Annotated in this window: 25 protein-coding genes; 13 read left to right on the top strand and 12 right to left on the bottom strand. The window is 70.8% G+C overall.

Translation table 11 applies throughout. From position 1 onward, the window contains the following. Nucleotides 1-89: 89 nt before the first annotated feature. Nucleotides 90-1,424: an MFS transporter gene (locus ACFYY7_RS15055; protein WP_388661634.1), complete on the top strand. Its 1,335-nt coding sequence runs from the start codon at nucleotides 90-92 to the stop codon at nucleotides 1,422-1,424. A 73-nt stretch (nucleotides 1,425-1,497) separates the two neighbouring features. On the opposite strand, the gene ACFYY7_RS15050 is transcribed toward ACFYY7_RS15055, so the two are convergent. Continuing rightward, nucleotides 1,498-2,082, bottom strand: a complete 585-nt coding sequence (locus ACFYY7_RS15050; protein WP_388661632.1) for a Uma2 family endonuclease — start codon at nucleotides 2,080-2,082, stop codon at nucleotides 1,498-1,500. 101 nt (nucleotides 2,083-2,183) lie between these two features. Here ACFYY7_RS15050 and thpR point away from each other — a divergent pair, with 101 nt between their 5' ends. Then, a complete protein-coding gene (gene thpR / locus ACFYY7_RS15045; RefSeq protein ID WP_388661630.1) occupies nucleotides 2,184-2,759 on the top strand; it encodes an RNA 2',3'-cyclic phosphodiesterase in 576 nt (191 codons plus the stop codon). Nucleotides 2,760-2,913: 154 nt separating this feature from the next. Here thpR and ACFYY7_RS15040 read toward each other — a convergent pair whose 3' ends face one another. After that, complete coding sequence (locus tag ACFYY7_RS15040) at nucleotides 2,914-3,690, bottom strand: alpha/beta fold hydrolase (RefSeq protein ID WP_388662014.1); 777 nt, start codon at nucleotides 3,688-3,690, stop codon at nucleotides 2,914-2,916. 127 nt (nucleotides 3,691-3,817) lie between these two features. Here ACFYY7_RS15040 and ACFYY7_RS15035 point away from each other — a divergent pair, with 127 nt between their 5' ends. Next, on the top strand, nucleotides 3,818-4,345 hold the full coding sequence (locus ACFYY7_RS15035; RefSeq protein WP_266730693.1) for a PadR family transcriptional regulator: 528 nt from the start codon (nucleotides 3,818-3,820) through the stop codon (nucleotides 4,343-4,345). Nucleotides 4,346-4,429: 84 nt separating this feature from the next. Here ACFYY7_RS15035 and ACFYY7_RS15030 read toward each other — a convergent pair whose 3' ends face one another. Together ACFYY7_RS15030 and ACFYY7_RS15025 are read right to left on the bottom strand one after the other, a co-directional pair. Further along, nucleotides 4,430-5,425 carry an aldo/keto reductase gene (locus tag ACFYY7_RS15030; RefSeq protein ID WP_383717211.1) on the bottom strand — a complete coding sequence of 332 codons (996 nt, stop codon included), beginning with the start codon at nucleotides 5,423-5,425 and terminating at the stop codon, nucleotides 4,430-4,432. Nucleotides 5,426-5,521: 96 nt separating this feature from the next. Beyond that, a complete protein-coding gene (locus ACFYY7_RS15025) occupies nucleotides 5,522-7,594 on the bottom strand; it encodes an N-acetylmuramoyl-L-alanine amidase (RefSeq protein WP_388662013.1) in 2,073 nt (690 codons plus the stop codon). A gap of 424 nt (nucleotides 7,595-8,018) precedes the next feature. Between ACFYY7_RS15025 and ACFYY7_RS15020 the strand changes: the two genes are divergently transcribed. Both ACFYY7_RS15020 and ACFYY7_RS15015 read left to right on the top strand, forming a co-directional pair. Then, nucleotides 8,019-8,519: a hypothetical protein gene (locus ACFYY7_RS15020; RefSeq protein WP_388661628.1), complete on the top strand. Its 501-nt coding sequence runs from the start codon at nucleotides 8,019-8,021 to the stop codon at nucleotides 8,517-8,519. Between the two features lie 258 nt (nucleotides 8,520-8,777). Beyond that, nucleotides 8,778-10,658: a serine/threonine-protein kinase gene (locus tag ACFYY7_RS15015; RefSeq protein ID WP_388661626.1), complete on the top strand. Its 1,881-nt coding sequence runs from the start codon at nucleotides 8,778-8,780 to the stop codon at nucleotides 10,656-10,658. Between the two features lie 101 nt (nucleotides 10,659-10,759). Here ACFYY7_RS15015 and ACFYY7_RS15010 read toward each other — a convergent pair whose 3' ends face one another. Together ACFYY7_RS15010 and ACFYY7_RS15005 are read right to left on the bottom strand one after the other, a co-directional pair. Continuing rightward, on the bottom strand, nucleotides 10,760-11,038 hold the full coding sequence (locus ACFYY7_RS15010; RefSeq protein ID WP_388661624.1) for a type II toxin-antitoxin system RelE/ParE family toxin: 279 nt from the start codon (nucleotides 11,036-11,038) through the stop codon (nucleotides 10,760-10,762). A 4-nt stretch (nucleotides 11,039-11,042) separates the two neighbouring features. Further along, nucleotides 11,043-11,321 (bottom strand): type II toxin-antitoxin system Phd/YefM family antitoxin, encoded by a 279-nt coding sequence (locus ACFYY7_RS15005; protein ID WP_388661622.1) that lies wholly within the window; start codon nucleotides 11,319-11,321, stop codon nucleotides 11,043-11,045. Between the two features lie 87 nt (nucleotides 11,322-11,408). On the opposite strand from ACFYY7_RS15005, the gene ACFYY7_RS15000 reads away from it, so the two are divergent. The 3 genes from ACFYY7_RS15000 (at nucleotide 11,409) to ACFYY7_RS14990 (ending at nucleotide 13,460) form a co-directional block, all read left to right on the top strand. Next, a complete protein-coding gene (locus tag ACFYY7_RS15000) occupies nucleotides 11,409-12,026 on the top strand; it encodes a hypothetical protein (RefSeq protein ID WP_388661620.1) in 618 nt (205 codons plus the stop codon). A 78-nt stretch (nucleotides 12,027-12,104) separates the two neighbouring features. Continuing rightward, entirely contained in the window at nucleotides 12,105-12,689 is a 585-nt protein-coding gene (locus ACFYY7_RS14995) for an isochorismatase family protein (protein WP_388661618.1), read from the top strand. Between the two features lie 120 nt (nucleotides 12,690-12,809). Beyond that, the gene (locus ACFYY7_RS14990; RefSeq protein ID WP_388661617.1) at nucleotides 12,810-13,460 is read left to right on the top strand and encodes a hypothetical protein; all 651 of its coding nucleotides are present in this window, start codon (nucleotides 12,810-12,812) and stop codon (nucleotides 13,458-13,460) included. 62 nt (nucleotides 13,461-13,522) lie between these two features. Here the strand turns inward: ACFYY7_RS14990 and ACFYY7_RS14985 are convergent, their stop codons facing one another. Beyond that, a complete protein-coding gene (locus ACFYY7_RS14985; RefSeq protein ID WP_388661615.1) occupies nucleotides 13,523-14,458 on the bottom strand; it encodes an oxidoreductase in 936 nt (311 codons plus the stop codon). A 104-nt stretch (nucleotides 14,459-14,562) separates the two neighbouring features. Here ACFYY7_RS14985 and ACFYY7_RS14980 point away from each other — a divergent pair, with 104 nt between their 5' ends. Continuing rightward, nucleotides 14,563-15,165: a TetR family transcriptional regulator gene (locus ACFYY7_RS14980; protein WP_388662012.1), complete on the top strand. Its 603-nt coding sequence runs from the start codon at nucleotides 14,563-14,565 to the stop codon at nucleotides 15,163-15,165. 27 nt (nucleotides 15,166-15,192) lie between these two features. On the opposite strand, the gene ACFYY7_RS14975 is transcribed toward ACFYY7_RS14980, so the two are convergent. Beyond that, on the bottom strand, nucleotides 15,193-15,969 hold the full coding sequence (locus ACFYY7_RS14975; protein WP_388661613.1) for a class I SAM-dependent methyltransferase: 777 nt from the start codon (nucleotides 15,967-15,969) through the stop codon (nucleotides 15,193-15,195). A 330-nt stretch (nucleotides 15,970-16,299) separates the two neighbouring features. On the opposite strand from ACFYY7_RS14975, the gene ACFYY7_RS14970 reads away from it, so the two are divergent. Beyond that, nucleotides 16,300-16,935: a TetR/AcrR family transcriptional regulator gene (locus ACFYY7_RS14970; RefSeq protein ID WP_388661611.1), complete on the top strand. Its 636-nt coding sequence runs from the start codon at nucleotides 16,300-16,302 to the stop codon at nucleotides 16,933-16,935. A 47-nt stretch (nucleotides 16,936-16,982) separates the two neighbouring features. Continuing rightward, the gene (locus ACFYY7_RS14965) at nucleotides 16,983-17,609 is read left to right on the top strand and encodes a helix-turn-helix domain-containing protein (RefSeq protein ID WP_358944661.1); all 627 of its coding nucleotides are present in this window, start codon (nucleotides 16,983-16,985) and stop codon (nucleotides 17,607-17,609) included. Nucleotides 17,610-17,633: 24 nt separating this feature from the next. Here the strand turns inward: ACFYY7_RS14965 and ACFYY7_RS14960 are convergent, their stop codons facing one another. Then, complete coding sequence (locus tag ACFYY7_RS14960; protein ID WP_388661609.1) at nucleotides 17,634-18,263, bottom strand: histidine phosphatase family protein; 630 nt, start codon at nucleotides 18,261-18,263, stop codon at nucleotides 17,634-17,636. 22 nt (nucleotides 18,264-18,285) lie between these two features. Further along, a complete protein-coding gene (locus ACFYY7_RS14955; RefSeq protein ID WP_388661606.1) occupies nucleotides 18,286-19,032 on the bottom strand; it encodes a GDSL-type esterase/lipase family protein in 747 nt (248 codons plus the stop codon). On the opposite strand from ACFYY7_RS14955, the gene ACFYY7_RS14950 reads away from it, so the two are divergent. Both ACFYY7_RS14950 and ACFYY7_RS14945 read left to right on the top strand, forming a co-directional pair. Continuing rightward, nucleotides 19,031-20,029, top strand: a complete 999-nt coding sequence (locus ACFYY7_RS14950; protein WP_388661604.1) for a WD40 repeat domain-containing protein — start codon at nucleotides 19,031-19,033, stop codon at nucleotides 20,027-20,029. The two genes, ACFYY7_RS14955 and ACFYY7_RS14950, sit on opposite strands and share 2 nt — an antisense overlap. A gap of 103 nt (nucleotides 20,030-20,132) precedes the next feature. After that, entirely contained in the window at nucleotides 20,133-20,537 is a 405-nt protein-coding gene (locus tag ACFYY7_RS14945) for a DUF4259 domain-containing protein (protein WP_388661602.1), read from the top strand. Here the strand turns inward: ACFYY7_RS14945 and ACFYY7_RS14940 are convergent, their stop codons facing one another. Together ACFYY7_RS14940 and serC are read right to left on the bottom strand one after the other, a co-directional pair. Further along, a complete protein-coding gene (locus tag ACFYY7_RS14940; protein ID WP_388661601.1) occupies nucleotides 20,538-21,149 on the bottom strand; it encodes a Uma2 family endonuclease in 612 nt (203 codons plus the stop codon). It abuts the gene before it with no gap. 147 nt (nucleotides 21,150-21,296) lie between these two features. Next, nucleotides 21,297-22,415 (bottom strand): phosphoserine transaminase, encoded by a 1,119-nt coding sequence (gene serC / locus ACFYY7_RS14935; protein WP_388661599.1) that lies wholly within the window; start codon nucleotides 22,413-22,415, stop codon nucleotides 21,297-21,299. Nucleotides 22,416-22,443 lie beyond the last annotated feature (28 nt).

The following is a 22,443-nucleotide window of genomic DNA, read 5'->3' as shown; positions in this document are numbered from 1 at the left end:
GGGCCGCGCCGGACCACAGCCGGCGCACCGCCCGCACCGTCGCACCCCGTCAGCCAGCGAAACGTATACGCCCGAGGAGGCGAACCCTTTTGAGTACGGGATCCGGAGCAGACTCCGCCCCCGCACCGACTTCCACCCACGAGAGCAAGCCCGGCGGGACCTTCTCGTCGCTGAAGATCCGTAACTACCGCCTGTTCGCCACGGGCGCCGTGATCTCCAACACCGGTACCTGGATGTCCCGCATCACGCAGGACTGGCTCGTCCTGAGCCTCACCGGGTCCGCCGCCGCCGTCGGTATCACCACGGCCCTCCAGTTCCTCCCCATGCTTCTGTTCGGCCTCTACGGCGGCGTCATCGCGGACCGCCTCCCGAAGCGGAAGCTGCTCCTCGTCAGCCAGGCGGCGCTCGGCCTCTGCGGGATCGCCCTCGCGGTGCTCACGCTCTCCGGTGTCGTCCAGGTGTGGCACGTCTACCTCATCGCGTTCCTGCTCGGCATGGTGACGGTGGTCGACAACCCGGCCCGCCAGTCCTTCGTGTCCGAGATGGTCGGACCCGACCAGCTGCGCAACGCGGTCAGCCTCAACTCGGCGAACTTCCAGTCCGCCCGGCTCATCGGCCCGGCCGTCGCCGGTGTCCTGATCACCACGGTCGGCAGCGGCTGGGCCTTCATGTTCAACGGCCTGTCCTTCGCCGCCCCGCTCATCGGCCTGCTGATGATGCGTACGAGCGAGCTGCACAAGACCACCGTCGTGCCCCGCGCCAAGGGCCAGCTGCGGGAGGGCCTGCGTTACGTCTCCGGCCGCCCCGAGCTGATCTGGCCGATCGTCCTGGTCGGCTTCGTCGGCACGTTCGGGTTCAACTTCCCGATCTGGCTGACGGCCTTCGCGGACGAGATCTTCCACGGCGGCGCCGGGATGTACTCCTTCTTCAACATCCTCATGGCGGCCGGCTCCCTCGCCGGCGCCCTGCTCGCCGCACGCCGCCGCTCCTCCCGGCTGCGGATGCTGGTGGCCGCGGGAACGGCGTTCGGTCTGCTGGAGATCATCGCGTCCCTGTCGCCGTCCGTCTGGCTCTTCGCGATCCTGCTGGTCCCGATCGGCATGATCGGCCTGACGACCAACATCAGCGCGAACACGAGCGTCCAGATGGCCGCCGACCCGGCCATGCGCGGCCGGGTCATGAGCCTGTACATGATGGTCTTCGCCGGCGGTACGCCGGTGGGCGCCCCGATCGTCGGCTGGATCAGCGACGCCTACGGGGTCCGTACGGGCATGGCGGTCGGCGGCGCGTTCTCGCTGGTGGCCGCACTCGGCGTCGGCTTCATGCTGGCCCGCGTGGGCGGCCTGCGCCTCCGCGTGGACCTCCGCCCCGGCCGCCCGCACGTCCGGTTCGTCCCCCGGGAGGAGCTGGCCGCGGCGGCGTGAACGCCGTCCGACGAGGACCGTGGCACGGCCCCGACCGGTGAGCACCGGCCGGGGCCGCCGTGTGTCCGGGGCGTCAGTCGCGGGGGAAGTCGCCGGTCTCCAGGGTGAGGCCCACGACGGTCGAGGTGAGATCGACCGGGGTGCCGAAGTCGAGGCTCAGCACGCTGCGGTACTCGTCCTCCTTCGGAAGCGTGTGGAGGTGCCACGTACCGGTGTACGGGTCGACGATGAGGTACACGGGCACACCGGCGGTGGCGTAGGTGGCCTTCTTCGATCCGTAGTCGTTGGCGGCGGTGTCCTTGGAGATCACCTCGGCGACGAACTCGATGTCCTGGTGGCGCCAGCGGCCGTTGGAGTCCTTTGAGGCATCCTCGGACAAGGCCACGACGTCAGAGGCGAAGCCATTGAGGCGCCCCGGAAAGTCGATACGCACGTCGGACTTCAACCGCTTCCGCGGGTACCCGGCACGGAGTTGTTCGACGATGTCGAAGATGACCTCCCAGTGGGTGTCCCGTTGCGGCGACAGGTAGATGATCCCCTCGACGATCTCGACCTTGAATCCCTCGGGGGCGGGATCGAGCCACTCGAACATCATGTCCAGAGTGCGCTCGTCGCTGCTGTCGGCCATGTCGATCCTGTCGGTCTCTACGACGGTCACCGTGGCGCTCCTACGCGGCTGCCGCGCGGGCGCGGGCAGCCGCGTAGTACAACGATACGTACGGAGATCTGGACACGCCGGTACGGTGCGACACTCGGCGCATGAGCCGTCTCAGACTCTTCGTCGCCGTGCTGCCGCCCGCCCCCGCCGTCGAGGAACTGCGCCGCGCCGTCGCCCCGCTGTACGCGTTGCCCGAGGCCGAGCGGCTTCGCTGGACCGGGGTGCCCGGCTGGCACTTCACGCTGGCGTTCCTCGGGCCCGTGGACGAGGAGCTGCTGCCCGAGCTGGAGGAGCGCCTCGCACGGGCCGCCCGCCGCACCGAGCCCTTCCCGCTCCGCATCCACGGCGCCGGCCGGTTCGGCGGGCGGGCCCTGTGGGTGGGGGCCGCGGGCGCACTCGACACGCTGCGGCTGCTCGCCGAGCGCGCGGACGCCGCCGCCCGCCGCTCCGGCATCCCGATGGACCGGCACCGCGCCTACCACCCGCACCTCACCCTCGCCCGCAGCCGCCGCGCCGACGTCGACCTGCGGCCCTGCGTCGAGGCGCTCGGAAGCTTCGAGGGCACCGGGTGGGAGGTCGGTGAGATGGCCCTCGTGCAGAGCAATCTGCCGGACTCCGGGGTGCCGGGCGAGCGGCCCAGGTACGAGGTGGTCGCATCCTGGTCGCTGGGGCACTGAGAGCGGCGGTTACGCTCGAAGGGTGGATCCGAAGACCAGAAACCGCATCATGGCGGCCGTGCTAGTGCTGATGTTCGTCGTCGTCGCCGTGGCGGCCGCCGTCGGGGCGTGACCCGGCCGACCCGTTCGCGCATCCCCTCCGCGCGTTCCCTCCTCAGGCCGCGAGGGCCCGCGCGGTCTCCTCGGCGAACGCCTGCGGGTTGTCCAGCATGATGTTGTGCCCGCAGTCCGGGACCGCCACGACCCGCACCCCGTGCCCGACGAGCCTCTCCTCGCCCGGCAGCGGGCCGTCGGCCGACGGGCGCAGGAACGTGCGCGGGATCTTCAGCTCCAGCAGGAGTTCCCGCATCGTCGGCGTCGTCCCGGCGGCGAGGTGCACCGCGCTGCGGTGCAGCGCCTCGTGGCCCGCCAGGCGCATGGTCGCCCACCAGTGCGGCCCCACCCGCTCGCGCACCTCGGAGCGGCCGTACGACAGGAACTCCTCCTCCGAGTAAGCCACGATGCCGCTGCTGCCCGGCCGGGCGGGGCCGGGGGCGACCGGGTCCAGATTGGCGTCGACCAGGACCAGCCGGGCCACCAGGTGCGGATGGCGCGCCGCGAGCACGATGGCCACCGCCCCGCCCATGCTGTGCGCGATCACGTCCGCGCCGTGCGCCCCGGCCGCCTCCAGCGCCGCGGCCACCGCGTCGGCGTGCTCCTCCAGCGTGTAGCCGAACTCCGTGGGGCGGTCGCTGATCCCGAAGCCGAGCAGGTCCATGAGCAGCGAGCGGCTGTCCGCCAGTAGCGGATGGACGGCACTCGCGGTGAAGTACGGGCCGGACGAGGCCCCGAGTCCGTGCAGGTAGACCCGGGTCCGCGAACTCCCGGACCGGCCGGGGAGCTCCACCCACCTGATACGCGCGCCGTCGTCGGTCACCCGGGCGTTGTGCATGTCGTCCTCCTCCTCGTCGGCGCTGCGGCCACTGCCACCGCCACCACCATCGCCGTCACTGCCGTTAAGCATCGAGGAGACTATACATAGATGTCGATGTATAAAATATGTCGGAGAGGATACGCACATGCTGGAACTGGCCATCCTTGGATTTCTGTACGAGCAACCGCTGCACGGCTACGAGCTGAAGCGCCGGGTCGCCCACCTCACCGGACACGTCCGCCCCATCGCCGACGGCACGCTGTACCCGGCGATCAAGCGCCTGGAGCGCGCCGGATGGCTGGAGCGCCGCACCGAGCCCGGCAGCAGGGCCGCCCCCCGGCACACCCTCACCCTGACCGGTGCGGGACGCGAGGAGCTGCGGCGCCGGCTGCGGGAGGCCGACGAGGTGGACATCAGCGACGAGAACCGCTGGTTCACCGTCCTCGCCTTTCTGCGCCACCTCTCGTCCCCGGCCGAGCAGGCGGACGTACTGCGGCGCCGGCTCGCGTTCCTGGAGGAGCCGAGCAGCTTCTTCTACGAGGGGGAACGGCCGCTGGGCGCCGAGTCGTTCGACGACCCGTTCCGGCGCGGGCTGCTGAGGATCGCCCGCGCGACCAGCGAGGCGGAGCTGGACTGGCTGGCGGCGACCCTGAAGGAACTGGACGCGTCCTGAACCGGGTACGGAAACGGGCCGCCGCCCGCCCCGCCGGAGGCGGGGACGGCGGCGGCCCGTCAAAGGGGCCTCACGGGGAAACCCTCACCAGGCGAACGCCTCCGGCGAAGGCCCCGGACCCGGGAAGATCTCGTCCAGCGACGCCAGCAGCTCCGCCGAGAGGTCGAGCTCCAGCGCCCGCAGCGCCGAGTCCAGCTGCTCCTGGTTGCGCGGCCCGACGATCGGCCCCGTCACCCCCGGCCGGGTGAGCAGCCAGGCCAGGCCGACCTCGCCCGGCTCCAGACCGTGCTTGTCGAGCAGGTCCTCGTACGCCTGGATCTTCGCGCGCTGCGCCGCGTCCTTCAGCGCGTCCGCGCTGCGGCCCGAGGCCGAGCGTCCGGCCGTGCCCTCGCGCTCCTTCTTCAGCACGCCGCCCAGCAGCCCGCCGTGCAGCGGGGACCACGGGATGACGCCGAGGCCGTACTCCTGCGCGGCCGGAATGACCTCCATCTCGGCACGGCGCTCGATCAGGTTGTAGATGCACTGCTCGCTGACCAGGCCCAGCGAGCCCCGCCGGGCGGCCAGTTCATTGGCCTGGGCGATCTTGTAACCGGCGAAGTTCGACGAACCGGCGTACAGGATCTTGCCCTGCTGCACCAGGACGTCGATCGCCTGCCAGATCTCCTCGAAGGGGGTGTTCCGGTCGACGTGGTGGAACTGGTAGAGGTCGATGTAGTCCGTCTGGAGCCGCTTCAGCGAGGCGTCGACGGAGCGCCGGATGTTCACGGCCGAGAGCTTGTCGTGGTTGGGCCAGGCCTCGCCGTCGGCGCCCATGTTCCCGTACATCTTGGTGGCCAGGACCACCTTGTCGCGGCGCTCACCGCCCTTGGCGAACCAGGTGCCGATGATCTCCTCGGTGCGGCCCTTGTTCTCGCCCCAGCCGTACACGTTCGCGGTGTCGAAGAAGTTCAGTCCCGTGTCCAGCGCCGCGTCCATGATGGCGTGGCTGTCCACCTCGTTGGTCTGCGGGCCGAAGTTCATGGTGCCGAGGACGAGACGGCTGACCTTGAGTCCGGTGCGTCCGAGCTGTGTGTACTCCATGGGGATCAAGCCAACGCCTTCGAGTCCGCTCGAAGCAAGGGTGGCCGTACGGGACTGCCCCCGGCAAAGGGGCCGGGGGCAGCCTCATGGTGCGGGCTACTTCAGGTACACGATGCCGTCGGTGGTGACCGTCGGCCGGCCCGAGGTGGCGACGACGACGATCTTGACGGTGTGCTTGGCACTGGAGGACCAGCTCTTCGTCCACAGCGCGTCGCGGTACTTGGTGGTGCTGGACTTCAGATCCACCGTGGACACCTTCACCCCGTCCACATAGACGTACGCCTGGCCGGAGGTGGTCGCCCGGGACGCCACCAGGGCGACCGAGCGGCCGGTGAACGTCCAGCTCAGCGAGGCACCCTTCGACGAGCTGGAGTACGACTTGCCGCCGAGGTAGCTCGACGAGGACCGCGTCGTCCACGTACCGGACTTCGTCGCCGAGCTCTCCTGCACGATGACCGGCGTACCGGCGACCGAGGCGGTGGCGGTGTTGCCCGCCCGGTCGTACGCCTTCATGGACCAGGTGGTCGACACCCCGGACTTGGCGGTGTGCGAGGCGCTGGTGGTCGTCGGGCCGTAGGTCTTGGCCACCGGTGCGGTGAGCCGGACCTCCTTGAGCGAAGCGGCGTCGGTGGCCTTCCACTTCAGGGTGAGCGGGACGGCCGTGGTGTTCACCGTGCCGGTGCGCAGCGCCAGGTTCGGCTTGGTGGAGAACGTGGGCGCCGTCTGCTCGGCGACCACGGTGGCCGCCGCCGACGTGGTGACCTTGCCCGACTGGTGGGTGGCGCGGACCTGCACCTGGTGGGTGCCGACGGCGAGGGTGGCCGGCGCGGAGGTGGCGGTGCCCGCGGTGGTGGCCACGGACTTGCCGTCGACCAGCAGCTCGTACTTGGAGATGAACGCGCTCGGCGTGCTCGCCGACCAGCCCACGGTGATCGCGGACCTGGTGTAGTACGTCGTGCCCGAGAGCCCGGCGCCGGTCACCGACTTGACGGCCAGCCCGGTGACGGGGCCCGCGGCGAGATCACGGATCGACTTCAGCTGCCCGTACAGCATGTTGCCGGGGCACTGGGTGTTGAAGCCGTCGCGGTGCCCGGAGATCTGCTTGAAGGAGTACTTCGTACCGGCGGTGTACTTCGTGCCGAAGTAGTTGCTGCCGGTGGCGCCCGCGGTGAGCATGGTGCTGCCCGCCGGGTCGCCCTTGTACTGGCCGAGCTTCCACGCGGCGACCCGGGCCACCGCCGTGGTCACCGCGCTGGGCGCGTTCGCGTCCGTGTAGGTGCCGATGACCGCGATACCGGCCGACTCCCGGTTGAAGCCGTAGGTGTGCGCACCGAACACCGGCCGGTCCACACCGCCCTTACGGCCCTCGAAGACCGTCCCGCACTTGTCGACCAGGAAGTTGTAGCCGATGTCCTTCCACTTCTCGCTCAGGACGTGGTACGCGTGCAGACTGCGCACCACCGCCGCGGAGTCGGCGCAGGAGTAGGTGTTGCTCCCCGCGGTGTGGTGGACGAAGACGGCCTTGACGCCGTCCAGGTACTCCGGCGCCTCCGGGCTGATCGACTCGTCGGCGCCCCAGCCCGTCCGCGAGACGATCGGCGGCTTCGGCACGGTCGACGGCGGCGCGGGCGGCAGGGTCTCGGCCGGGGAGGAGCTCGGCGACGCCGAGGGGCTCGGGCTCGCCGGGGGAGTGGGCTCCTCGGTGGCCGGTTCGGACGGGGCCGGTGACTCCGGTTCGGACGGCGTGGGCTCGGCGGGCGGCTCCGTGCCGTCGCCCGGCGCGGCCGGGTCCGACGGGACCGGCTCCACCGGGTCGGTGGAAGGCGTGGCCGACGGGTCCTCGGCGGGCAGGTCGGCCGCGAAGGCGGCCGGTTCCGCGGCGGTCGAGCCGCCCCGTCCCGGGTCCACGGTGTCCAGCCGCAGCCCCGCGGGCAACTTGGCGGAGACCTTGCCGCCCGCGTTGATCCGTACCTCCACACCGTTGGAGGGCCCCACCCAGCGGGGCTCGGTGCTCCCTCGTACGCCGGCCCGGCCGGTCTCCGTACGCCCGTCCAGGTCGGTTTCGAGCGGCACCCAGGACGTCCAGTTCCCGCTGGCCGCGGACTTGGTGCGGACCTCCACGGCTCCGGTGACCTTGGCCGCCGGGTCGGTCCAGGTGATGCCCAGCATGCTGAACGGTGCGGTGTCCCGCTTGCCCAGGACGGCGGACGTGCCGTCGTCGCCGACCTTCAGCGAGGTGGCGCGCACATCGGCCTTCGGAGGGCCGGACTTGGCGTCGGTGTCCACCGAGGAGTTGCCCGTCACCCCCTCGAAGACCAGGACACCGGCGACGGCCGCGGTCGCCACGGCGGCCGTGACCCAGATTCTTCGCTTCGAGAAGGGCTGATCGGTGATTCTGCGCTTCGATCTCAAGTCGTACCCCAAGGATCGTCTTCGATGTTCGTTCCGTGAACCGCTGGGGCAGGCGACGGCACAGGTCACAGGTGACCGGTGGGGGGTACGAGTGCCGGCGCGCGCATACAGCGGACGCACAGCTTCCCATGCCCGTACGACAGCCCGGCACGGCCCCCCGGCCGGGCGTAGCCTGGCTGCCGTGACCCCCGTACCGCGCGTTCTTGCCGTACTCGACGAGCTGCTCCGCGAAGCGACCCCCGACCGGCGCGGGGCCCTGTGGCAACTGGCCGAGCAGGGCCGTGAATTGGACGCCAACCTGGTACGCCTTCCGCCCGGCGGCGAGGTCGGTGAGCACCAGGAGGACGTACTGGACGTCCTCCTGGTCGTCGTCGCGGGCGACGGCCGGATCGACGCCGGGGACGTCTCGCTGGAGTTGACCCCGGCCACCGTCGCCTGGCTGCCCCGCACCTCCCGCCGCGCCCTCGCGGCCGGCCCGGACGGTCTCACCTACCTGACCGTCCACCGCCGCCGCCCCGGCCTCACCATCAAGTCCGCGGCCCCGGCCGCCTCCGCCCTCTCTTACGAAGGGGGCGAGGCACCCTGCATGCTGGACCTGGTCTGCCCGGGGTGCGGCCGGCTCTCGCGGGATCCGGAGCCGGTGTTCTGCAGCCGGTGCGGGGAGCGGTTCACGGACGGGTGATGAGCACGGCCGACGGGGCGGCGGCGGTCCGGAAGGCGCTCTCGAAGTGACCGAATCACAAGTGCTGCGAGCCGCTTCGGGGTATGACCGAGCGTCTAGTCTGTTGCCTCCATGTAGTCCACAGGGGGTCGCATGCACAGCGAGGGTACGGCCGGTCGCGATTCGGACCACGGGCAGTCTTGGCCGGAGCCCGAGCCCGAGCCTGCGTCGGAGCCGTCCCGGTCGCCGGAACGGGCGGCGGCCCCCGCACCGCACCATGTGATCGACGGACGTTACGAGTTGCTGCACAGCCTCGGGCGCGGTGGCATGGGCGAGGTCTGGGAGGCCCTGGACACCCGCCTGGACCGGCACGTCGCGGTGAAGGGGCTGCTCGGCCGGGACGCCGTCGGGGCGGCCACGCAGGAGCAGATGATGCAGCGGGCCCGGCGGGAGGCCGCGGCCATCGCCAAGATCAAGCATCCCAACGTGGTGGCGGTGCACGACCGGGTCGAGTCAGGCAACCAGGTCTGGATCGTGATGGACCTGCTCGACGCGCGTTCGCTGGCGGACCTGATGCGCGCCGGGCATCGGCTGCCGGTGCGGCGGACGGCCGCGATCGGTCTCCAGGTGCTGAGCGGGCTGCGGGCGGTCCACGAGGCACGGGTGGTCCACCGCGATGTGAAGCCGGCCAACATCCTTTTCGCCAAGGAGGACTTCGCGATCCTGGCGGACTTCGGGATCGCGACCTTCGACGGTGCCGCCCCGCTCACCAGGGCCGGTGAGCTCATCGGCACGTTCAAGTACCTGGCGCCCGAGCTGCTCGCCCAGACGGCGCAGGAGAACACCGCGACACCCGCCTCCGACCTGTGGTCGCTGGGCGTCACACTGTACGAGATGGTCGAGGGCAGGCACCCCTTCGACCGGCCGAACGAGTACGAGGTCCTGGTCGCCGCCTGCCAGTCCGACCCCCTGCCGATGGAACACGGCGGGGACCTGGCCGAGGTCGTGGGCCGGCTGATGCACAAGGATCCGCGCCGCCGTCTGAGCGCCGGGAGCGCGGAGGAGATGCTCCGGAAGATCCTCCGCGACTCCGCCGCGAAGCCCGACCCCGTGCCGGTACCGGTACCCGTCCCGGTGCCCGCCCCGGTACCTGCTCCCGCACCCGCACCCGAGCCCGTGCCCGTGCCCGTACCCCCTCAGGCATCGCCCGCGCCGCCCCGGCGGCCGAAGAAGGGCGTCCCGGGATGGCAGAAGCTCTCGGCGGTCGCGGTGTGCGCGGCGTTGGTGGCCGGTCTCGGATGGTTCGCCGTGGAACGGATGCAGGGGGACGGCACGTCGGAGGCGGGCAGCCGTCCGCGCGGCGGCTCCCGGTCCGACCCGTACATCAAGACGCACCCGGTCCTGAAGGTGGGCGTCAAGGCCGATCAGCCCGGACTGAGCGAGAAGACCAGGAACGGCACGTACCGCGGGTACGAGATCGACGTGGCCTATGCCATCGCGCGCGACATGGGCTACAGCCGCGACCGGGTCACCTTCGAGCCCGTGAGCAGCGAGAACCGGAGCACGATACTGCAGAAGGGCGATGTGGATCTGGTCATCGCCACCTACAGCATCACGGAGGAGCGCAAGCACGCGAAGGCGCCCGACTACAGCGTCGCGTTCGCCGGGCCGTACTACGTGGCCAGCCGGAGTTTCATGGTCCGCAGGAAGGCGAAGGCGGGGGCGATCGACGACTCCAGGATGCTGCGGAACAAGCAGTTCGAAGTGTGTACCGCCAGGAGCTCGACGTACGAGTCATGGCTGCCCAAGGCGGGCTACAACATGACGGAGTCGCTGCCGAACGGCTACGACCGTTGCGTGCGCGACCTGTTGGACCCGACGTCGTCGGTCTACGCGGTGAGCACGGACGACGTCATCCTCGCCGGCTTCGTCAAGGACAAGCCCGCAGAGCTGAAGCGGCTGGACAGCGGTCCGGGAGCGGAGGGCTACGGCGTCGCGATGAAGCCGGACGAGAAGGGGCTGAAGAGGGAGGTGTGTTCGGCGCTGAAGAAGATCATGACCGACGGTGTCTGGGAGCAGCTGTACGCCGACCACCTCGCCCCGCTGCTGAACCGGAAGAGTCCGCCGAACAAGCCGAAACTGGCGGAATGCCCGTCCTGACGCCCTGATCCACGGACCGGTTCAGCGGTCGACCGCCCACGCCGCGTCGGCCGGGGCCGGGGGCGGCGTGGGCGGTGTCCTTCGAGGGCCGTCGGCTGCTGCTACCGACCGCGGTAGACCTCGCGGCGGTGTCCGACCGTCAGTACCCAGAGGATCAGCCGGCCGTCCTCGATCGTGTAGACGGCGCGGTAGTCGCCGATTCTCAGCCGCCAGCGATCGGAATGACCCTGGAGCGCCTTGATGTCGAAGGCCGTGGTGTCGCCTGCGTCCAGTGCCTTCTGAAGCTCGCTGAGCCGGATGAGGATGCGCAGCGCGTCCTGGCGGGGAATTTTCAGCAGGTCCCGTTGTGCGTGCGAGGTGAATCGCGTGACGTGTCCCATGCGGTCAGGGCGCCGATCGGAGGAGTGCGGCCATTTCCTCCATGGAGACCGAACCGTCCAGACCCTCGGACTCGGCTTCGTCGGCCAGCCGGTTCAGCCACTCGTCCTCTTGCTGTTCGGCGGCCTGCTTCAGACGCAGGTACTCGTCGATATCGACCAGCACGGCTTCGCGCCTGCCACGGCGCGTGATGATCGTCGGGGTGTCGTCCCGGTGTGCACGGTCTATTACATCGGCGAGGTGACGGCGAACCTCCGCCATGGATTCGATGACAGGCTCACTCATGTTGCGAATGTATCAGATGTACATCTGTTACGCGATGGGTGGGCGCAACCGCGTCGGCGACCCGGCCGTGGCCGGTAGCCTCGCGCCATGGGGGTCGACATAACGGTGCTGATCACCGACTGGTCATGGCTGGGCGAGGTACCGCCGCGCGAGCGGCTGTCCCGGCTGGAGAACGCCTGGGACGCCGACGAGACAGGGCTGTGGGACCACGACGCCCCGAACGTCGATGGCGACTGGAAGTGGCCGCAGGGTCCGAACAGCGGCCGCTTCGCCGTCTACGAATTCCTGCACACCCTGGGCTCGTACAAGCCGCATTTCTGGGCCACGCACCGCTGGGATCACGTGCGGGACCACGCCGATCCGCTGTTGCGGGCCGAGCTGGACAGCTTCCTGCTCGGGTTGATCTGGGACGGCGTGGACGGCGAGTCGGGGCGGACGGACCTGGACTTCTTCGCCGACGACCCGGGAGGCACGTACGGCCTGATGGTCGCCCGGTCACCGCGGAGCGTCCGGGAGCTGGTCGCGACCTGGGAGGGCGTACGGCCACGGCTCGAAGGTCTGCGCGAGGCCTTCGACGAGCACGCCGCGGTACCCGACGGCTGGATCGCCGACTTCGACGAGTTCGCCCGGCTGCTGGCGGAGTGGGGGCACGTCCTCACCGAAGCGGCCGGGCGGGGCTGGGGCGTCGTGGGGCTGAGGGCTTAGCGCGGGGCGGCGGGCGGTCCTGTGGCAGGGATCCAAAACGGGTGGAGGCGCACCGGTGCCGACGGACATGATGACGGCATGAGCGATCGCGCACTTCCCGTACAGGCACTGCTCGTTGTGGACGTCCAGGCGGACGCGGTCGTCGGTGAACGGGCGGTGCCCGGCGCGGACCGGCTCGTGGACCGGACGGCGGGGCTGATCGCGCGGGCGCGGAAGGGCGGGGCGCTCGTCGTCCATGTGCAGAACGACGGGCGGCCCGGGGCGGGGGACGAGCCGGGGACGCCCGGCTGGGAGCTTCACCACCGCGTCGACGCCTCGGACACGGAGGTCGTGATCCGCAAGCTGAGGGACGACGGGTTCCACGGGACGCCGCTGGGCGCCCTGTTGAGGGATTCGGGGGTGCGGGCGCTCGCCGTCTGCGGGGTGATGTCCGAGATGTGCGTACAGGCGACGGCCCGTACGGCGCTGGAGCTGGGGTACCGGGTCGTCATGCCGCACGACGCGCACGCGACGCACGACATCCCGGCCGCGCCGGGGATCAGCGGCGCCGTCCCGGCCGCCGCGGTCTCGCGGGTCGCCGAATGGGCCCTCGGCAGCGATCTGGAGGTCGTGGCGCGCGCCGCAGACGTGGAGTTCGCCGCTCCGGTCCCGCAGGGAAGCTGAATCCGGCGGAGCGGGAACCGCGGCGCCCGGTCCCGTCGTCATCACGCGCGCGCCACCATGCGCGGGCCACGCCGAGTGCTTGTGCGGGCCGCGCCACATACCCGAACTCCAAGGAGCAGCATGAGAGTCAACGGCAGCACGCACCCCCACGGCGGCAGCCGAAGCAGCACCGTTTCCCCCGCGCGACGCGGCTCTCGCAAGGCTCTCCTGAACGGCTCGAAGGCGGTGCTGGCCGTCGCACTCGTCCTGGGGGCGGCCACCGCCTGCCAGAAGTCGTCGAGCGACGGGACCCATGAGGCCAAGGACTGGAAGGTCGGCGACTGCGCCGGTCCCGACAGCAGCAAGAAGGACGCCTACCAGCCGCTGGACTGCGACGACTCCAAGGCGACGCTCAAGGCCCTGGAGATCAAGGACGGCGCCATGTTCGCCGACTCGATCCAGTGCCCGGCCGGCACGGACGCGATCATCTCGGTGAAGGTCTCCTTCGGTTCCGGCGACGCGAGCGCCGGCATACCCAGCAAGACCATCTGCGGCCGCAACCTGAGCGGTGACCACCCCGGTGACGCCGGTGCGGGCGGCGGCCAGCTGGTGAAGGGCGACTGCGTGAACGACCAGGCCAAGGAGGTCGCCTGTGCCGGTGGCGGCAGCGGTGTGAACAAGGTGCTCGACCTGACGAAGACCGCCGAGGAATGCCCGTCCGGCAGCGAGCCGCTGGAGCTGTTCCCGAGCCCGGGACGGCCGTACGACGCCATCTGCACCGGCAAGGCCTGACCGTACGGAACAACGCCGCGGCCGGTGAAGCACGCGCTTCACCGGCCGCGGTGCATGAGGGTCTAGACCGACGCCGGGAACGTGAACCGGACGCCGGTCAGCCGCTCCGACAGTTCCCACAGGCGGCGACCGGTCCCGGCATCCGCCGCCTCGGGGGACAGCCGCACCCGGGTCGGCCCGCCGCGCAGCTCGGCCGGGCCGTCCGGCCCGATGAACTCGCCGCTCCGCACGTCCGGGTGGGTCGCCGCGTACAGCTGCGGCAGGGCGCCGCGCGCCGGGGTCTGGGCGAGCGGGGTGAGCAGGCGGCCGTACAGCAGCTTCACCAGGCCGACCGGTGCGCTGGTCTGAAGGCCGGTGGAGGTGTAGCCGGGGTGGGCGAGCAGGCTGAGCACCGGGCTGCCGGACGCGGTCAGCCGCAGGTGGAGCTCCCGGCCGAAGACCGCGTTGGCGAACTTCGACTGGTTGTAGAAGCCCATCGGCGAGTACCTGCGCTCGCCCGAGAGGTCGTCGAGGAAGAGCCGCCCCTGCCGGTGGTTGGCCGAACTCACCGTGACCACACGGGGATCGCGCCCGGCGGACAGCAGGTCGAGCAGCAGCCCGGTGAGCGCGAAGTGGCCCAAGTGGTTGCAGGCGAACTGGAGTTCATGGCCCTGAGCGCTCAGTGACCGGGGCGGCGCCATCACCCCCGCGTTGTTGACGAGCACGTCCAGCCGTGGGTGTTCGGCGTGCAGGCGGTCGGCGAAGGCCCGGACCGATTCCAGGTCCGCCAGGTCGAGCCGGCGCACCTCCAGGCCGGCGTCCGGCTGTCCGGCGGTGATCTCCCCGGCCGCCCGGCGGCCCTTCTCCTCGTCGCGTACGGCGAGGATCACGTGTCCGCCCCGGAGGGCGAGCGCCCGCGCGGTCGCCAGGCCCAGGCCGCTGTTGGCTCCGGTGACGACGCAGACCCGGCCGGTCTGGTCCGGGATCTGCTCGGTGGTCCACTGCTGTTGCCGTGTCATGTGACACACGTTGCCTCCACTGGCACTCGGTGTCAAGACGCGCCTGAGTGTCATGCAGGGCATGGGGTTACCATTGGTGGGTGAGCTCTCGCCCCGAAGTGACCATGGCCCAGCGCAAACGCCTTCTCGTCTCGGGCGAGCTGACCGAAGCGGCGCTGCAACTGCTGGCGTCGAAGGGGTTCGACGCGGTCACCGTCGACGAGATCGTCACCGCCGCCGGTGTGTCCAAGCGGACGTTCTTCCGGTACTTCGCGTCCAAGGAGGACGTGGTCGTCCAGTTCCTGGCCGACATGGGCGCGGGCATGTGCGAGGAGCTGGGGGCCCGCCCCGCCGGGGAGCGCCCGTCCGTGGCGCTGCTGCGCGCCGTCTCGGTCTCCTTCGCCGCCTGTTCCCACCCCGACCACGCGGAGCGGGCGCTGCGCGTGGTCCAGCTGATCCTGCGCACGCCCGCCCTGCGGGCACGCTTCATGGAGCGTCAGGCGCAGTGGCGCGACGATCTGACGGCGGAGCTGGCGGACCGTACGGGGCTCGGGCCCGACACTGATCTGTACCCGCAGCTGGCCGCCGGAATGGCGCTGGCCGCCTTCGACGCCGTGCTGCGGCGGTGGAGCGACAGCGATGGCGCCGAGGACCCGGCCGCGTTGCTGGACCGGGCTTTCGCCGTGATCGCCCCGGCGCTGGACGCGGGCGGTGCTGCGGCTTCCTGATGCCGGGGCCGGGCGGATCCGGGCCGGTCAGGCGGGCCGGGAGGGCTCTGCGGCGGGCCGGCGGAACAGGGCCGTCCAGAGGAAGGGTTCGCCGAAGAGCGGGGAGTCGGACGGCTCGTCGTGCATCCGGCGGAGCTCGATCTCCGTCAGGCCGGAGAAGATCCGGCGCAACGACTCCGGCGTGTAGGCGAGTCCCCCTCGGAGCCCGCCCTGAAGTCCGCCCCGGCCGTAGAAGGCCTCGTCGGGGAGTTCGGAGCCCATGCCGCCCTCGCCGGACGCGAAGCAGGTGAGGGCGAAACCGCCGCCGGGGGCGAGGACCCGGTCGAGCAGGGCGAGGTAGCTGATGCGGCGGTGCGGCGGCAGGTGGTGGAAGCAGCCGGAGTCGTTGACCAGGTCGTACGGGCCGGACAGCTTCGGCTCCGTCGCCGCTAGTTCGAAGACGTCGCCGTGGTGGAACCGGACGTCCGCCCCCGCCTCGCGGGCACGGTCCGCCGCCCAGGCGAGGGCCGACGGGGACAGGTCCACCGCGTCGACCTCGAAGCCCAGGGACGCCAGATGGATGGCGTTGCGGCCGGGCCCGCAGCCGAGATCCAGGACGCGGCCGGGGGCGATCAGCCCGCGCTCGACGTACGAGACGAGGTTCTCGTCCGGCTTCGCCACGAAGAACGGCACGGGCTTCTCCCGGTCCGCGTAGAAGCCGTCCCACCAGGAGCCCGCGTCGGCCGTCCACCGGTCGGCGCCCCGTGCGAACAGGCCGTCCATGAGCCGCAGTACGTCATCCGTCGAGCGTATGTTCCGGTCCACGTGGACCCCCTTTCCACCAGGGGAAATCGTAGATTCACAAGGCGGCGCGGCCCAGTTGGGCAGAGCCCGGCGGAACTGCCCGGCGGTGGCCTGGCAGGCGGGAGGGACGGGGCCGACAACCCCGCTCGCTCGGTGCCGCCACGGGGGCGGGGGCGCCTGCGCCGAGGCGTGAAGGGGCAGTTCTCGCGCCCCCCGAGGGTTGTTTCTTGGGGAGTTCCGGAGGCGGGGGACCCCGTGAAGTGATGGAGTCCTCAGTGCGTGGCGGACCCACCACCGACCGAGTGGAGCGGGAAGAGTGGGGGCAGCGGTACGGACGACGAAGGAGGACCGATGACGGGTGTCGTGGCGAGCCGGCGGAACGGGGTCGGGCAGCCCATGGAGCTCCTGGGAGCCCGGGACCGACTCCTGCGGGCGGGGCGCGAGTTGTTCGGTGCGTACGGGTACGCGCACACCGGCGTCGAGGAGTTGTGCGCCCGCGCGAAGGTGCCCACCCACGTCTTCCATCAGGAGTTCCTCTCCCGGGAGGTGCTGCTGATGGCGCTCTACGACGAGGTGGCGACGCACGGGCTGCGCGCGGCCGAGAACGCCCTGATGGCGGAGGGCATGGAGGACTGCCCGACGACGGAACGGGTCCGGCGGCTCTTCGAGGCCTACGTGAAGGCGGTCACCGAGGACAAGTGCGCGGCCAGGGTGGCCTTCGTCGAGGTGCTCGGGGTGAGCCGGGAGGTGGACAACCACCTCGCGACCTGGCGGGCGATGTGGATCGAGTTCCTGACGTCCGAGGCCGAGCGGGCCGTGCGCCGGGGCGAGGCGGTGGCCAGGGACCACAAGGTCACCGTCACGGTGCTCAACCACGCGGTGGACGAACTCATGGCCCACCACGGCCGCCGGCCCCGCCAGGTCGACGCCGTGTGGCTGACCGACGAGCTGACCCGGCTCTCGCTGGCCATGATCCTTTCGTCCTGACGCGCCCGGTTGCCGCGTCGGCAAACAGTGGGGACATGATGGGGCCCATGGCAGACGGCGCGGAGCACGCGGAACGACCGGACGACGACGAGATCACGACCGTCCTGACAGGCGTCGGGCCACGCCTGCGGGCCCTGCGCCAGGAACGCGGCACGACCCTGGCCCAGCTCAGCGAGACGACCGGGATCTCGCTGAGCACCCTCTCGCGCCTGGAGTCCGGCGGCCGCAAGCCCACGCTCGAACTGCTGCTGCCACTGGCCAAGGCGTACGGGGTCCAGCTGGACGAACTGGTCGGCGCCCCGGCCACCGGTGACCCGCGCATCCACTTCCGCCCCTTCACCCGCGACGGCATGACGTTCGTGCCGCTCACCCGGCACCTGGGCGGGCTGCACGCGTACAAGCAGATCCTGCCGGGCGGCCGAGGGTCCACGGGGCCGCTGGAGCAGCGGGTGCACGAGGGGTACGAGTGGCTGTACGTGCTGGCGGGGCGGCTGCGGCTGCTGCTGGGCGAGCACGATCTGGTGCTCACGGCCGGTGAGGTCGCCGAGTTCGACACGCGTACGCCGCACGCGTGGGCGAGTGCCGGGCCCGATCCGGTCGAGTTCCTCAGCCTGTTCGGGCAGCAGGGGGAGCGGATGCACGTGCGGGCCCGGCCCTCTTCGAACGACGGTTAGGGCCTGTCCGGGAAGGTCCCCGGCTCAGACCCGGAGTTCCGGCGGGAAACCCGTCCAGCACAGCTCGTCGGGCAGATGCCGCATGTCGTTGGAGACCAGGACCGAAGCCGGGCGGCCCGGGGCGTAGCGGATCACCGTCAGCGAGGCGTTGCCGTGGTTGAGGCCGAGCCAGCGCCACTTCGGTGCGTCCATGGCGTCCCGCATCAGCCAGGACACCAGGAAGCTGTGGGTGACGACGAGTTCATGGACGTCCTCGTCGCCCTCCGGTGGACCGGTGAGCTCCGTCAGGGCGCGGCGCGCCAACTCCGGCCCCCGCACACGCTCTTCGGCGGTGCACGGTTCCAGGAACCGTATGAAGCGGTCGGCGCTGTCGGCGGGCAGCTCCGCCCGGTCCGGGAAGTGCGGAACGTAGTCGTCGGCCGTCTCGGCGACCCGGACGGGCACGCCGTCGAGCTGTTCGCCGATCAGCTTCGCCGTCTCGGCGGCCCGGGCCAGCGGCCCGTGGCGCACCACCGAGATCGGGTGCTCGCGCAGCCGCCGGCCGAGCAGCTGGGCCTGGCGGCGGCCGGCCTCTGTCAGCGCGCTGCCGTCGTCCTCCCCCGCCGCCTCGCCGTGCCGGACGAGATAGAGGTAGCGGGTGGCCGTTCCTGTCATGTCCGTTCCCTTTCGTGACGGCTCACGGCCGGGGCGTGTACAAGCCGCCCAGCCCCCACGCCTGATGCATCGCGTCGGCGAACGCGCCCGCCAGCGCGTGCTCGCCGGTCGGGCCGGGATGAGTACCGTCGTAGGTGTCGTCGTGGATGTCGTACCCCGGAGGGCGGGAGGCCAGCAGGACCGGGGACATCGGGTCGTCCAGGTCGGCGACGGCCTTCGCCAGGAGTTCGTTGAAGCGGTCGCACTCGGCGGCGAACGGGGCGTCCGACTCGGCCCGGATGTTCGGTATCACGGGCATGAGGACCATCTTGACGTGCGGGTTGGCGGTGCGCGCCGCCGTGATGAACGCCCGTGCGTTCAGGGCGGTCTGGTCGCTGTCCGTGTAGAACCCGAGGTCTATCAGGCCGAGCGAGACGAGCAGGACGTCCGTGCCGTGCCCGGCCACCGTGTCGGCGATCACCGGGGCCATGTGCAGCCAGCCCTCGCCCCAGCCGGCCAGATGGGCGCGGGCCCCGGCGGGGAAGTCCGGCGCGCCGTACTCGTGACTGACGGGGGCGCCCGCCGTCGTGTCGTACAGCGCGCTGCGCGGCCCGACGATCGCGAACGGCGCACCTAGGGTGGAGGTGAGGTGCTGCCACATCCGGTAGCGCCAGGTGAAGTCGCCGGCGCAGCCGATGGTCATGGAATCGCCGACAAACGTGAACCGCATGGCGTCATCATCGCGGATCACTCCTGCCGCCTGCGACGTGACGATGGACACTTGTGCCATGCGTTCGTACCTGACTGTGTCCGGAGCCGCCGCGCTGCTCCTGTTCTCCGGGGCGCCCCCGGCCGTGGCCGACGACGGGGCCGACCGGAGCTTCACGATCGAGGACCCCCGGATCACCGAGTCCAGCGGCCTCGCCGCGAGCCGTGCCCACCCCGGCATCTACTGGACGCACAACGACAGCGACGACGGGCCGTACGTCTACGCCGTCGACTCCCGGACCGGGAAGACCGTAGCGACCATCACCATGAAGGGGGTGGGCGAACCCCGCGACGTGGAGGCCATCTCGATGGGGCCGGACGGCGATCTGTACGTCGGTGACATCGGCGACAACCTGAACGGCAGCTGGGACCACGTCTGGATCTACCGCTTCCCGGAGCCGAAGGAACTGAAGGACGCGACGGTCCGGGCCACCCAGTTCGACGTGAAGTACGCGGACGGCCCGCGCAACGCGGAGGCGCTGATGGTCCACCCGAAGACCGGACGCGTCTACATCGCGTCGAAGAACGAGGACGGCGGCGGGCTGTACGAGGGCCCGGAGAAGCTGACCACCGGCTCCGCCAATGTCTTCCGGCGGGTGGGCGAGGTGCCGTGGGTGACGGACGGGGCGTTCTCGCCGGACGGCAAGGAGCTGGTGCTGCGCTCCTACTTCAGCGCTCGGGGCTACGCCTTCGAGAACGGCGGGCTCGGCGCCGACCACGCGGTCCAGGCCCCGCTCCAGGGACAGGCGGAGTCCGTGACGTACACGGTGGACGGCTCGGCGCTGATGTTCGGCTCGGAGGGGAAGCAGAGCGATGTGGAGCGGGTGGACGTGGAGAACGGCGGGGGCGGGGGCGGCGGCGGGCAGTCGCCGTCCAAGGGCGGCGACTCGTCGGCCTCGTCCGCCGGGGCGGGGAGCGGCGGCTCGGGGGACGTGAAGGGGACGACCCTGACCGGGGTGCTCGTGCTCGCCGGGATCGGATTCCTGGTCTTCATGGGGCGGCGCCGGAAGGGCAACTGAGGGAGTGAACCCGGGGCGTTGTCAGTGGTGGATGTGAGAGTGGACCACGTACGGACAGCGCGTACGGACAGCGCGTACGGACAGCACTTGCGGAGGGCACCTCATGGGCACTTGGGACACCGGCCATTTCGACAACGACAGCGCCGCCGACTTCTCCGGGGCGATCGACGACAAGCCGGAGGCGGAGCGGGAAGCGGTGATCCGTAACGCGTTGACCGACGCGATCGAGGCGGACTACCTGGACAGCGACGAGGGCGCTCCCGCCGTCGCGGCGGCCGCGCTGGTCGCCTCCCAGTGTCCGGGCGGTGAGCCGGTGACCACCCCGTACGGCCCCGACAATCCGCTGCCCGTCCTCGCGACGGACCTGCGCCCCCTCGCGGTGAAGGCCCTCGACGCGGTGCTGGGCGAGAATTCGGAGCTGCGCGAGCTGTGGGACGACGGCGGGGACGAGGAGTGGGCCCGGGGCATAGCCCGGCTCCGGGAGGTGCTGGTGGCGGCGGCCGGGTGATCAGGCGCGGGGGCGGCCGGCCCGGACGAGCTCGTCGACGTCGAGGGTCACCGGGGCGCCGATCGACTCGGGGAGGGTGACGGTCTGCCCGGGGGCGTACACCTCGTGGCTGTCGTAGCCGCCGCCCATGGGCTCGGTCAGGACGTGCACCCGCCCGTGCCTGCGGTCGATGATCACGTACACCGGGATCTTGGCCTCGGAGTAGGCGGCGACCTTGTTGCGCAGGTCGTTGTTGTAGTTGCTGGAGGTGACCTCCAGCACGAGGCGGAAGACGGCGGGGTCGTAGCAGTTGTTCTCGATCAGATGCTCGTCGAGATCTGCGTCGACGACCGACAGGTCGGGGATGGCGTAGTCTTCGGGGCCGCCGGGGAGCCAGAGGCCGATTCCCTGAATTACCTCCGTCTCGTCATCGTCGAGACCGGCTGCGATGAAGGGGCGCATGATCTTGGTCAGCGCTCGGCCGTGCGGTCCGTCCGGGGGTGGGGCCACGGTGATGACGCCTCCGATGATCTCGACGCGGTGACCCGGGTTCTGCTCCGCGAGCCTGTTGGCCGTTTCGAGCAGCGATTCCGGCTCACCGTCACAGGGGTGCTCGACTGCTGCTGCAGACATTGCGGGCCTCCTGAAGGGGTGATGTCGAGGTCATCAGCGTAGGCCGGTCCGGTCGCCAAAGCCCGAAAGCCGTTCCGCCACCCGACCGAGTGAACGAGGAAGGGCCCCGCGCAGACGGCGCGGAGCCCTTCCTCGTACGGGTAATCGTTACAGCTTCTCGATCACGTAGTCGATGCAGGCGGTCAGCGCCTGGACGTCCGACGGGTCGATCGCCGGGAACATCGCCACGCGCAGCTGGTTGCGGCCCAGCTTGCGGTACGGCTCGGTGTCGACGATGCCGTTGGCGCGCAGGGCCTTGGCGACGGCGGCGGCGTCGATCTCGTCCGCGAAGTCGATCGTGCCGATGACCTGCGAGCGCTTCGCCGGGTCGGTGACGAACGGGGTCGCGTACTTCGACTCCTCGGCCCAGCCGTACAGGTTCTGCGCCGAGGCGGCCGTGCGGCCGGTGGTGAAGTCCAGGCCGCCCTCGGTGTTCATCCAGGTCAGCTGCTCGTTCAGGAGGAACAGCGTGGCCAGGGCCGGGGTGTTGTACGTCTGGTTCTTCAGGGAGTTGTCGATCGCCGTGGGCAGCGAGAAGAACTCCGGGATGTGCCGGCCCGAGGCGTGGACGCGCGCGGCGCGCTCCAGGGCCGCCGGGGAGAAGACGCCGATCCACAGGCCGCCGTCGGAGGCGAAGGACTTCTGCGGGGCGAAGTAGTAGACGTCCGACTCGGTGATGTCGACCGGCAGGCCGCCCGCGCCGGAGGTGGCGTCCACCAGGACCAGGGAGCCCTCGTCGGCGCCCGCGACGCGCTTCACCGGAGCGGCGACACCGGTCGAGGTCTCGTTGTGCGTGAAGGCGTACACGTCGACGCCCGCCTCGGCCCGCGGGTCCGGGTGGGTGCCCGGGTCGGAGGCGATCACGGTCGGGTCGGCCAGCCACGGGGCGAGCTTGGCGGCCTTCGCGAACTTCGACGAGAACTCGCCGAAATTGAGGTGCTGGGACTTCGTCTCGATGAGTCCGTGCGTCGCGATGTCCCAGAAGGCGGTGGAGCCGCCGTTGCCCAGGATCACCTCGTAGCCCTCGGGGAGGGAGAAGAGGTCGCGCACGCCCTGACGCACCGCGCCGACCAGGTTCTTGACCGGGGCCTGGCGGTGGGACGTACCGAGAAGAGACGTGCCGGTGGCGGCGAGCGCGTCGAGCGCCTCCGTCCGCACCTTTGAAGGACCGGCGCCGAAGCGTCCGTCGGCGGGCTTGATGTCAGCGGGAATCTGGATATCGGCCACGAACCGGAGCGTAGTGCCTCCCGGACAC

The sequence above is a fragment of the Streptomyces sp. NPDC001933 genome (genome assembly GCF_042890955.1).
Classification (GTDB): domain Bacteria; phylum Actinomycetota; class Actinomycetes; order Streptomycetales; family Streptomycetaceae; genus Streptomyces.
This window is presented reverse-complemented; position numbering and strand designations above follow the sequence as displayed.

Bases quoted from the DNA above. Each gene is read 5' to 3' on its own strand.
- ACFYY7_RS14960 (WP_388661609.1), bottom strand. From the start codon at position 18,263: ATGACAGGAACGGCCACCCGCTACCTCTATCTCGTCCGGCACGGCGAG.
- ACFYY7_RS15010 (WP_388661624.1), bottom strand. From the start codon at position 11,038: ATGGGACACGTCACGCGATTCACCTCGCACGCACAACGGGACCTGCTG.
- ACFYY7_RS15025 (WP_388662013.1), bottom strand. From the start codon at position 7,594: ATGCTGGGCATCACCTGGACCGACCCGGCGGCCAAGGTCACCGGAGCC.
- ACFYY7_RS14940 (WP_388661601.1), bottom strand. From the start codon at position 21,149: ATGTCTGCAGCAGCAGTCGAGCACCCCTGTGACGGTGAGCCGGAATCG.
- ACFYY7_RS14955 (WP_388661606.1), bottom strand. From the start codon at position 19,032: ATGGCACAAGTGTCCATCGTCACGTCGCAGGCGGCAGGAGTGATCCGC.
- ACFYY7_RS14970 (WP_388661611.1), top strand. From the start codon at position 16,300: ATGACGGGTGTCGTGGCGAGCCGGCGGAACGGGGTCGGGCAGCCCATG.
- ACFYY7_RS15000 (WP_388661620.1), top strand. From the start codon at position 11,409: ATGGGGGTCGACATAACGGTGCTGATCACCGACTGGTCATGGCTGGGC.
- thpR (WP_388661630.1), top strand. From the start codon at position 2,184: ATGAGCCGTCTCAGACTCTTCGTCGCCGTGCTGCCGCCCGCCCCCGCC.
- ACFYY7_RS15030 (WP_383717211.1), bottom strand. From the start codon at position 5,425: ATGGAGTACACACAGCTCGGACGCACCGGACTCAAGGTCAGCCGTCTC.
- ACFYY7_RS14980 (WP_388662012.1), top strand. From the start codon at position 14,563: ATGGCCCAGCGCAAACGCCTTCTCGTCTCGGGCGAGCTGACCGAAGCG.
- ACFYY7_RS14985 (WP_388661615.1), bottom strand. From the start codon at position 14,458: ATGACACGGCAACAGCAGTGGACCACCGAGCAGATCCCGGACCAGACC.
- ACFYY7_RS15035 (WP_266730693.1), top strand. From the start codon at position 3,818: ATGCTGGAACTGGCCATCCTTGGATTTCTGTACGAGCAACCGCTGCAC.
- ACFYY7_RS14945 (WP_388661602.1), top strand. From the start codon at position 20,133: ATGGGCACTTGGGACACCGGCCATTTCGACAACGACAGCGCCGCCGAC.
- ACFYY7_RS14965 (WP_358944661.1), top strand. From the start codon at position 16,983: ATGGCAGACGGCGCGGAGCACGCGGAACGACCGGACGACGACGAGATC.
- ACFYY7_RS14995 (WP_388661618.1), top strand. From the start codon at position 12,105: ATGAGCGATCGCGCACTTCCCGTACAGGCACTGCTCGTTGTGGACGTC.
- ACFYY7_RS14990 (WP_388661617.1), top strand. From the start codon at position 12,810: ATGAGAGTCAACGGCAGCACGCACCCCCACGGCGGCAGCCGAAGCAGC.
- ACFYY7_RS15005 (WP_388661622.1), bottom strand. From the start codon at position 11,321: ATGAGTGAGCCTGTCATCGAATCCATGGCGGAGGTTCGCCGTCACCTC.
- ACFYY7_RS14950 (WP_388661604.1), top strand. From the start codon at position 19,031: ATGCGTTCGTACCTGACTGTGTCCGGAGCCGCCGCGCTGCTCCTGTTC.
- ACFYY7_RS15040 (WP_388662014.1), bottom strand. From the start codon at position 3,690: ATGCACAACGCCCGGGTGACCGACGACGGCGCGCGTATCAGGTGGGTG.